The organism is Kocuria gwangalliensis, from assembly GCF_039544365.1.
Lineage (GTDB): Bacteria > Actinomycetota > Actinomycetes > Actinomycetales > Micrococcaceae > Kocuria > Kocuria gwangalliensis.
Genome location: NZ_BAABLN010000067.1, coordinates 1 through 8396, shown reverse-complemented (window position 1 = coordinate 8396; position 8396 = coordinate 1). Strand labels below are relative to the sequence as shown.

At 59.9% G+C, this 8396-nt stretch carries 6 protein-coding genes and 1 pseudogene; 2 read left to right on the top strand and 5 right to left on the bottom strand.

The genetic code is table 11. From position 1 onward, the window contains the following. Window positions 1-37 precede the first annotated feature (37 nt). The 3 genes from ABEA06_RS13820 to ABEA06_RS13810 form a co-directional block, all read right to left on the bottom strand. On the bottom strand, window positions 38-793 hold the full coding sequence (locus tag ABEA06_RS13820) for a hypothetical protein (protein WP_345311878.1): 756 nt from the start codon (window positions 791-793) through the stop codon (window positions 38-40). Between the two features lie 475 nt (window positions 794-1268). Next, window positions 1269-2594, bottom strand: a complete 1326-nt coding sequence (locus ABEA06_RS13815) for an ISL3 family transposase (RefSeq protein ID WP_345311877.1) — start codon at window positions 2592-2594, stop codon at window positions 1269-1271. A gap of 136 nt (window positions 2595-2730) precedes the next feature. Beyond that, a complete protein-coding gene (locus ABEA06_RS13810; RefSeq protein WP_345311876.1) occupies window positions 2731-3702 on the bottom strand; it encodes a restriction endonuclease in 972 nt (323 codons plus the stop codon). Window positions 3703-3916: 214 nt separating this feature from the next. Here ABEA06_RS13810 and ABEA06_RS13805 point away from each other — a divergent pair, with 214 nt between their 5' ends. After that, window positions 3917-4357, top strand: a complete 441-nt coding sequence (locus ABEA06_RS13805) for a hypothetical protein (RefSeq protein ID WP_345311875.1) — start codon at window positions 3917-3919, stop codon at window positions 4355-4357. Window positions 4358-4437: 80 nt separating this feature from the next. Here the strand turns inward: ABEA06_RS13805 and ABEA06_RS13800 are convergent, their stop codons facing one another. Beyond that, window positions 4438-5337, bottom strand: a complete 900-nt coding sequence (locus ABEA06_RS13800) for a hypothetical protein (protein ID WP_345311874.1) — start codon at window positions 5335-5337, stop codon at window positions 4438-4440. A gap of 736 nt (window positions 5338-6073) precedes the next feature. Further along, a complete protein-coding gene (locus ABEA06_RS13795; protein WP_345311873.1) occupies window positions 6074-7540 on the bottom strand; it encodes an ATP-dependent nuclease in 1467 nt (488 codons plus the stop codon). Window positions 7541-8138: 598 nt separating this feature from the next. On the opposite strand from ABEA06_RS13795, the pseudogene ABEA06_RS13790 reads away from it, so the two are divergent. Continuing rightward, window positions 8139-8396, top strand: a pseudogene (locus ABEA06_RS13790) (hypothetical protein); the annotation flags it as partial.

The following is an 8396-nucleotide window of genomic DNA, read 5'->3' as shown; positions in this document are numbered from 1 at the left end:
TGTAGGAACTTCCATCCTGTGGCGAGGAGCCCGTTCCTCATCTCATCAACGCACCCGTGACAAGAACCTCATGCCCCACAACAACTAGTCCGCCGACGCCGACCAAAACAATTTTTGGCCACCGTCGCCTACTCATCTCGCCTTGAAGTGTCTCTATGTCGTCCTGAATTCGCTCTGTGAGTATGGATATCGCGTACGCTTTTTCGTTGGGTTCTGTGATGCCAGCCAGCCTGAGGATCTCTAGATCGATCTCGTTTCTACATCGACGGAGGATGTCGTGGTTGTCGTCCTTAAATCGACGCAGCTCACTGGCAGGGACCTGAGTGCGAGGAGCAGGTAGGGCGTTGGCAATCATGCTGAACCGCAGACGTGCATATTCGGGCGTTGTTGGCGAGTTGTCCTGCGGAATCTCGCCAATCAATGCTTTTCCAAAGCCCTGACGCCGGTCTGTGACGGGGACGGTTCCCGGCGACATTTTACTGATGACCGCTGCAAGATAGCTCATGTAAAGGTGTGCGGTACTCTTTTCTACGAACCACCAACTCTCCTGCCAAGCTGTGCCGTCGAAGTGGTAAACAAGACCTTTGCTGCTGAGTTCCTGGAACAGTAGGTACGGCAACTTTTCGGTGTGGACCTGTACATACTCGTAGGGCAAGAGTGGCTGTGGGCGCGACTCGAGGAAATTGAGGAAGTCTTGTGCGAATGTTGTATACGAGGCACCCTTGGCAGCAAGCTCGAGAAATGTATCTGGCGATGCCCTGTTCAACATGTGGTGGTCAATGAGGTCGTTCATGTACGGGCTTAGTTCGTGATGTCGGTTGTTCCACTGGGACGGGGGATGATGGACGCGACGTCTTCCCAGTACAACAGCACCTGGGTAAACCAGGCAGCCTTCGGCACTCTGATGTGGGGAAAGTAAAGTGCGGTTTCCAAAGCGAACCTCATGTCATTAGAAGGGGTGCCCAAGGTCATTGGTAAGAAATATCTACCTTGGACTGGGACCTAGATCGATTCCTGACGACGCATTTAGGAATGGTTTCAATAGTCCTTCCGGAGCCGTCGCCGGGCGCAGATGACGGTGACCGTCAAGGTGGCCACAGCGGTGATGGTGGGCGCACTGGGGTGACAGCACACGGCCAGCCTGCCGAAGGCCAGAAGCCAGGGGATCGTGCGTTCCGGGACTCAGTGGTGTCGACCGAGACGTTCGCCGGAATCCACTCGGACCCCGGCGAAATACACCTATCCATGCTCATCTGTAAATGGGCTCTTCAGAGTTGAGTGTGGGGTGAGGCGTCGAGTCCACCGGTGATGAGGAGCATGCGGAGGCGGTAGTGCTCGAAGTTGCGGAAGCCGCGGGCGATGCGGCGGCCGAGTTCGATGATCCCGTTGATGGCCTCGGTACCACCGTTGCTCGCGCCGTCGGTGTCGAAGTAGGCCAGGAACGCGGTCTTCCAGCGTCTCAAGGGCTTTCCGAGCCTGGCGATCTCGGGAATCGGGCAGGTCGGCAGCGAGGCGATGAGTTTTTCGGCAAGCTGGCGTCCTCGTGCAGGCGTGGGCTGGTGGAACACGTCCCGAAGGTCCTGAGCGCAGCGATAGGCGACTTCGACCGCGATGTGATCGGGATGGGCCGTGAACGCAGCTTCCAGGCGAGTCTGCTGACGAGACGTGAGGCGTTCTCGCCCGGCGCGGAGAACATGGCGGATGCCGTAGAGGGGGTCGCCCTTGCGGCCTCGGTGGCCGAGGGTCTCCTGTTGGATCCGGCCGCGGACGTCATCGACTGCCGCGCCGGCGAGCTTGACGATGTGGAACGCATCCAGCACGCAGGTGGCGTCCTCGAGTTGGTCATCGATCGCGTTCTTGTATCCCTGGAACGGGTCCAACGTCGCGATCTCGACCCGCTTCCGGAACCCTTCGCCCCGCTCGTCCAGCCAGTCGCGGTAGGCCTTGCCGGATCGGCCGGGGACGAGGTCGAGGAGCCTGGCGGTGGGGTGGGGTCCGCGGGTCAGCTCGACCATCCCGGTGAGCTCTTTCGGACCGCGCCGGCGGGGGTCGCGGTGATGCCAGATGTGTTCGTCCACGCCCAGGACCTGCACGTTCTCGAACCGGACCGGGTCGTCAGCGGCCGTGGCCAGGACGGGGCGGACCTGAGTCCAGAGGGTGTTCCAGGTCGTGCCGAGCTGCCGGGCCAGGCCCTGGATCGTCGCTGCCTCGCGCCGGAGCTGACCGATGGACCACCGGATCGCGCGTGTGCTCAGCAGACCGCGCGGCGCACAGACCTCCGGGTCCTGCTCGACGAACGAGACCACCGAGCAAACGTCCTCGTGACAGATCCAGCGGCGCTTGCGCCATCGGACCCGCACCGGCCGACCCGCCCAGGGCGCATCAATCACCTCGACCACCACACGGCCGTGACCAGTAGCGATGACTCCGCAGCCGGGACAGCCTTGGACCGGAACGCAGGACTCCACCTCGAGCACCAGGCCCGAGGGAGCCTGCGTGACCGAGACCAGGTGGAGGCCGGGGAAGTCGAGGAGGAGATCGCATCGGTCGCAGCGATCGAGCGCGTCAGGGCATACGCAACTATGGTTAAGCATTGTCGAGGTCCTTGGTGCGAGCAGAGGTAAGAGTCCGCTCATCATCGAGGACCTCGACGTCTATCCCCAGCTACCCCGCACCACCGGCGCGCCCACACTCAACTCTGAAGAGCCTGTAAATGAGTTGTTTGACTGACTATTTCGGTCGACGATCTTGCCGGCTTCGTTCGCTTTGAATTATTCGTTCAACTCGGCGATGCCACTCGCTTCCAAGGTGCTGATTCATTAATTTAATCAGCTCAATGCCATCCAGAAGCGATATTCTGGATGGCCATCTAGAAGCAATTTCAGTTGCGGTTGCAGGCCCTTCTGTGAATCCTGATGTGCCTATTACAATTCCTCGTGTGGCTTGTTCCATTGATACGCGACCCGCCAGATCAGAAATTACCTTGACCCCCACATGCCCTTGCCAGTTTTTGCACTCGATAAAGACGGTTTCGTTGATTTTCCTAGCGATTACGTCTTTGCCGTAATCTTTTTGGGCAGGGGTAACTTCAGTATCATATCCCAATACCTCGTACAGATGAGCGACGAGGTATTCAAAATCCCGCGAATCGAGATTGAGAATGAGCTCGAGTAGAGTCTCAATTGAAGCGCTGCCCTGTAGTATATATCGAGTTCGGATCAGTTCCGCCGCGTCCGTTAGGCCGCTAATTCGTAAATCCGGTAGGACCTGAGCATGGGCGTACATATAAGCATGGATAACATCGATCGCTTTTTGGGGTGCGTGCGGTAGTAGATCAAGAGCCCATGTTAACCCCTCCCAGGTTGGGGTGCTCGAAGTGCCGGAAAGATGGTTGAGCGCCCGGATTTCATATTCTGTAAATCGAGGTGACCAGCCATTTTTGGTCGCTTCACGGCCCTGCTCTTTTCGGAGTGCTTCTATAGAAAGCACTTGTAGGCGATCGAATGAACCTAGAGATCTGGAGTGCCCTACAAATGCTCGAAGGATGTGCCGGACCTCCTGTTCAGCGCGTTCCGAGGCAATTGAAAGGTATGCCTCTCGAATCTCATCGGTGGGGAACGCGGCTACCAGGTAGTCGGGTGAAGGTTGCTGTGTGCGATGGCACATGACTAAAAGCCACTGGCCCATTTCATAGGTTGGCATGCATTGACTTTGCCATGATTGCTTGTGTGTCTGCAGCTCTGGGTCACCTTCCACATTGCGTAAAGAAAGGGACTGTCCCGCTTTACATCTGGCCAGTTAGCGGCGGACCGTGCTGCGGTAGACGTTATTGGGGGTGGCCCCGAGCGAGGTCCATGCGTATCTACGCGGGTGTGCGGCATACGGTGGGAGCTATCGAGTGGAGAGGCGTGATTTGGTGAGACGAGCCCTGCACGTGCATCCGCTGAGCACCTATCTGGTGTTCCAAGCCCTCACCCCGGTGCTGGCCCTGGGTTACGCCGCCGTCCTGTCACCGGGCGGCGGCTGGTCGCCCTGGTTGCTGTGTTGGGCGGTGCTGATGGGGGTGGGGTTGGTGTGGACCCAACTGGTGTGGGGCCCGTGCTGGGAGGCCGGGGCCGACTACGGCTTGACCACCGGGGTTCGCATCGCCCTGATGGCCGTCTCTGGTGTGGCGCTGATGCTGCCCTTCCTGGTGCTGAACGTGGTCGTCGACCCGGTGTGGTTTCTCTACGTCCTGGTCCTGACCCCCTACGGACTGGTGGGCGGGTTGCTCGGTGGGGCCGTCCTGGCCATCAGGGACCGCGGTGCTGTCCCTGTTCCCCGTCTCCACGACGCCGCCGACGCGAACCACCACTAGGGAGGTGGGCGCCCGACCGCCCGCGGGTATGCCGGCTCCACCGGCGGTTCAGGTGGTGTTGCTGTCTGCCACTTGCGGGGCTACAGGCCAGGTAGCGCCAGTTGCCCGGACGCTACGGCTCGTCGACGGTCGCGCGACCCGAGCGGGGTGCAGGCGCTGGCGGGTCGCTCCTCGAGGTAGCGCGTCAGGTGCGGTCGGAGGGGTGGAAGGCCCAACATCTCAGCCAGCTGCTCGACCCGGGCGAGAACGGAATCCGGGGGCATGTCTTCCCAGCGGGCGGTCTCGGTTGCCCCCCATTGGGGCATGTGATCGCTGGTGTAAGCGGGGGAGAGCCCGAGTTCGTCCCGCCACCAGGCGATGACGGCTTGTTCGAGGTTGTAGGCGTCGTCGCCGGTGGGCACGTCTAGGCTCCAGGCGAGCTGCCAGGCGCGCCGGCGGTGTTCGTCGATGCGTGTGCCGCCGCGTTTGGCGCACCCGATCTTGACGGCGTCTCGATCCGCGACGAGATAGAGGGTGGCAGGCCCGGCGTAGGGGAACGCGCTGTTGCAGTAGCGACAGATGCCGCGGCCCGCGGCCACGTTGTTGAGGGTCGGGGTCACGGTGCGGCCGCACGCGTGGCGGCATCGCCAGGGCTTGTTGCTTCCCCGGTAGGGCTCCAGTGGTTCGAGGCGGGAGGCGTTCATGATCGCGCGTGCGGTCGGCTCTGGCATGAGAAGGCGGGCGGAGGCGTCCTGGGCCGCGCAGGAGCGACAGCCGCCCTGGCCTCGTTTGGTGTTCGTGTACGTGGGGCTGACTTCGCGGCCGCAGCGTCCGTGCCGGCACCGCCACGGACGGTCCACACCGGAGAATTGCTCCAACGGTTCCAGGCCGGCCCTGCGCATGAGTGCGGCAGCCTCGTCGTGGTTGAGCTGCTGGGCGGTATGGGTTGCTTCCTGCCCGCATTCGCGACAGGGTCCCTGCCCGGCGGCGAGGTTGGCCAACCGTGGGGTGACGACTCTGCCGCAAATGGTGTGCCGCGCTGGCCACGGGACCGAGGATGACCCTGGGTACGGCTGCAGCGGTTCCAGCCCATGGTCGCGGAAGTACGTTTCAGCGGATTCGGCGGACCACACGGTGAACCCTTGCTGGCTGAGCCAACAGGGTCGGCACGCGGTGCCGTTTCTGCGCACCGTATTCAGGGTCGGTGTGCGCACCTGGCCACATGGTTCGTGCCGACAACGCCAAGGTTTGTCCGCGCCGGGGTACGGATCGAGCGGCTCGAACTGGGCTGCCCGCATGGTGCTCTCGGCTCCGTGGGCGAGGCCGGCTCGACGGTTCGCCCCCTGCTTCTCATCGGCGCACCGCCGGCAAGCTCTTCCCCGCTTCCTGACGTTCGAGTACAGCGGAGCGATCGGCGCCCCGCACGGTTCGTGAATGCATGGCCACGGAACACCTGAGCCGGGGTACGGCACCAACGGCACGCAGCCCGCGGCGCGCATAATGAGCGCTGCCTCAGCTGGATCGACCTTGCGTGTCATCCCGCCGCCTCCCGTCCTGAGCCACACAGTAAGGGACCGCCGCACCGAAAGGTGTCAGGTAGACGTTCATGCCGTGAGGATCACTGCAGACGGGCCTGCCGGGCCATCAGGAGATTCTGATCCCGCTTCAGTTTTCCCTGCTTTACATATATCCAGTAAGCGGTCAACGTTATCGTTTCCACTGTGGGTAATTCAGTCATCACCTCAGCAGCTCGACGAGGGTTACGAGCTGCTCTGTGGATTTTCGAAGCTCCGTATCTGTCACTGATGCATTCGCTTTGTTTTCCGGATGGTGGATCGAGTTTCTGACATATACCGGCAAGGTTGTTGCGTACTTGAAGGTCGGATTGCGCTCCCACATCTTGGTCTTTGTGAGACCATGATTTTCCAAGAACGCGTCAAGGATCTTCTCCGTGGCAATTTTCCCTTCAGGTTGTTGATTATCTAGATGCTTCTGTACGAAACCATAGAGTTCGTTGTGAAATTCGTGGCTGCAGATCTCGAATGCACGATAGTTGATTTCTCCCCAGGTGGGTTCGCCGACCCCAAATAGGCCAAAGGTTGTCGACGTGTCGATGCGTCGTTGTTCTCCTTGACCCGCAAACACGGCCAAGCGGTGGTTGTTGCTGTCGAACTTTCTGATCAGGTATGGGGAATGCGTGATAATAAAGACCTGTTCCCGCTCACCAATGGCACTCAGTGCGTCGCCGAGTCGTAGCTGAGCACTCGGATGCAGCCAGGTCTCGGGCTCGTCAAGCATGAGAATCAGTGGTGTTGGGTTGTCCGGGTCGGCGAGAGCTTCTGACTTCGCGTACAGCTGGATGATGCCTAAAGCGATGGCGCGTTGCATGCCGGAACCCTTGCCTTCGATAGGCGTCTCTCCAGCACCATCGTCTACGTGAAGACGCCCTTGTTTCATGAAAACAGAGGGATCCGGGAGGCTGAACTCAAATCGCATCGCTGCGTGCCCATACTGGTCATCCACCAACGCTTTGATGTCAGTGGCGAGCCGGTTCGTTTCAACTAGGAACGACTTGTCGTCGTCGTTGGCAAATGCTTTTCCGTGAGCTGTCACCAAATCTTTCCAGTGATCAGTCTCAGTGAAACGCTTGAAGGCTGCATCCAGGAGCCGTCCGAGCGTTTTGGTATTTGCGAAATCAATGTGATCACCTGGATGCGCGTCTGCCCAGATGGCCTCGAAATCAAAGATCGTTTTGACTCGTGCGTCTATACCTGTCACGTTCTCAAACTGTTCGCGCTCTGGATGCCAAAAGCATATTGCCTTGACATCAACAGTTTTGTCCTTATCGTTTTGAACGACCGTCCGTTGCTCGCTGCTGCGCTGCAGTCGGAGCACCTTCTCGCCGTCGTTGTCAAAAATAAAGTTCTTGAGAAGAGTATATTTTGGCTGTTCCACCAGGTTCTCGACTCCGCCCGAGATGTCCGCAGTGACGCTCGTAGGACCGTCTGCGTCGGTGGAGTAGAAGGTGTCGGGACGCCACTTGGTGGTGGTCGGTCCTTCGAACAGGAAAAGCAGGGCCTCCAAAACAGTGGACTTGCCGCCATTGTTGTCACCTACGAGGAAGTTGACACCTCGCCCCATCTCCAAGGTGGTTTCCTGGCGAAAGCTTTTCACGTTTTGGATAGTCAATCTTTTGATGTACACATTGCTCCGCTCTATTTACATGGCGCACGCCCGTGCCACGCCCCTACTTCGGTAGCTTAAGTGACGCTTGCTAGACGTGGTGCGGCAGGATGTTTTAGTCCCGGATGCGTCGATGGGATGTGGCTGAACCCGCTGTTCTACGTCAGTACCCCCAGAACTCCGGATCGGTCGCTTTCTGCAAGGGGTCGCATCGTGGCTTGGAGGCGCCTGCCATGCCTTTGAGCGTCGCAACGCAAGGCCCAGAACGGGGCGGCCACGCCAGGGATGCGCCCCCATGGTCTGGAGCCTGCTTTGGTCCTCGGAAGCTGGTGGAACCACCTAAACCCCGATTGGACTGATCGACGAGGTTGCGGATGGGCGCTCCTGTAGGCGCGGAAGAGTGAGTGACGCGTTGAGGTAGATGTTGACATATCAACATAATGGAGGTTAGCTGGTGCGTGTTCTCAAAGATGGCGGTGGAGTGGCTGGGTAGCGTGTGGGGGAGATTCCCGATCGCAATCAGGAGATCCCCCCATGGCCCGAACCCGCAGAAGGACACAAGTCGAGGGGCAGCTGAGCATTGATGCCTTTCTCTTTCCGGAACCTGAGGAGGTTCGTGATGAACACGTACGGCAAGTTCGCGCAGGAAGCGTGGAAGACGACCGCGCCGGCGGAGTACGCCCTGATCCCGGACCCGGTGCAGTGGTTCGAGGCGCTGGGGGAGGAGGCGGCGCAGCGGGTGGGCGAGCTGATGATGGAGCTGGCTGGCCCGGACCCGACGGGGGAGACCTACCTGTACTCAGTCAGTAGGTTGGTTGCACCTGCTGATGGGTGGGTTGCCTCCGAGGCTGCCGTGTGGCCGGTGGTTGTTGTAAAA